1 protein-coding gene and 1 pseudogene are annotated in these 1,641 nt (G+C 66.6%); both read left to right on the top strand.

The window, feature by feature from the left end:
* Positions 1-1,348, top strand: a pseudogene (locus tag AAHH18_RS18235) (hypothetical protein); the annotation flags it as partial.
* Between the two features lie 2 nt (positions 1,349-1,350).
* On the top strand, positions 1,351-1,641 hold a 291-nt coding region (locus AAHH18_RS18230), incomplete at its 3' end, for a DNA adenine methylase (RefSeq protein ID WP_343302597.1).

Raw genomic sequence — 1,641 nt, 5'->3', positions numbered from 1 at the left:
CCCGCGGACCGGGGCGTCCGACTCGCAACGTGCGGCGATCAACGCACTAATCGACGAAGGGCCGGGCCAACTCCTCGCTCTCGCCGATGACATTCTCACCCAGGAGATGCTCAACCCGGCTGAGTCACCGATAGCAGTGCACGAGGACGGGCACTACGTCGTCGTCGAGGGCAATCGTCGCCTGGCCTGCCTCAAGCTCCTCCGCAACCCTGATCTCGCCGATGACCCGAAGGTCGCGGCCCAGTTCCGAGCGCTCGCTGCGAGGGGCACCGGACCAGACGAGGTCGAGCCGTGGGTCGCGGCGGACCGTCAGTCCGCTGCGCACTGGATCCGCCTTCGCCACACGGGCGAGAACGGCGGCGTCGGCGTGCGGTCCTGGAACCCCGAACAGCAGCAGCGGTTCACGCGCCAGAAGCACACTCAGGCCGGTCGCGCACTGATCTTCGCCGACGGAGTGAGAGGCGCGTTCGCTGACGACTCCGAACTTCTGCAAGCCCTGGACGCCGCCACCCAACGTTCGCTCACGACTGTGGGCCGTGTCGTCAGCGACCCGCACGTTCGACGCGCCTTCGGCTTCGAGATCCATGGCGAAGATGTCGCGTTCCACCACAACCGTCGAGCAACCCGCATAGCCCTGCTCCAACTCCTGCGAGACCTCGGGGCCTTCCCGGTCAGCAAGTTCTTCACCAAGGACGACCGATCAACTTACGTTCAGGCCTCCAAGGCGCACCTCCCTGGCGCGGACTCCCTCCTGCCCCATCCGGTGACCGCCGACGCCCTGCCTCCGGACACCTCAGGGAACGGATCCGACGACAAAGACGATGACGCGTCGGACACAGAAGCGGACGGCCAGGACGCCACAGGCCAGACCAAGACTGGGTCAGGAAAGCGAACTCGACCGACTCGAGAAGAGGCTGTCGTCTACGAAGGGCTACGCCTCCGACACGTCGCTCCGCGCACCAGGAAGACCCTTGGCGAAGCACAGAAGCTCACGATCAACGATGCGCCGCACGTGAGCTCCGTCATGCTCCGCGTCGTGCTCGAGCTCGTACTCACTGAGGCCGGACTCCGCTTCAAGTGGTTCAAGGAGAGCGAGCCGCTGGACAAGAAGGTCGTGGCGGCGATCCGGAGACTCGACCCCAACTATCTGGGCCCCAAGGCGAACCCCGAGCTGAAGAACGCCTACAACGCGAGCGCGCGAGACCGCGGAGGGGTCGGCATCATCGATCTGCACGCCGCGGTGCACGCGATCGACAAGATCGCGTCCACCAGCGACGTCCGAGCCCGCTCCGCCGACTTCCGTCCGCTGCTGGTCGCGATCGACGAGCTGCTCGGGCAGAATCCCTGACCGTGCCGCGCTACGTCTCTCCGCTCAGATACCCCGGAGGCAAGGCCCGTCTGGCTCCGTTCGTCGCCGACCTGCTAGGCCGACAGCGACCCCGGCCGACTGCCTACGCGGAGCCCTTCGCCGGAGGCGCTGGCGCAGCTCTGCAGCTCCTGGTGGCAGAAGAGATCGACCAAGTCTTCATCAACGACCTCAACCCGGGCGTTGCCGCGTTCTGGCGAGCCGTGGTGCAGCAGCCGGCCGAACTGTGCGCACGGGTCGTCGACGCACGGGTCGACCTCGACACGTGGCACGAG

Source organism: Cellulomonas olei, assembly GCF_039548315.1.
Taxonomy (GTDB): Bacteria; Actinomycetota; Actinomycetes; order Actinomycetales; family Cellulomonadaceae; genus Cellulomonas.
Note: the sequence above shows the minus strand (reverse complement) of the source record. Positions and strands in the feature narration are given on the sequence as shown.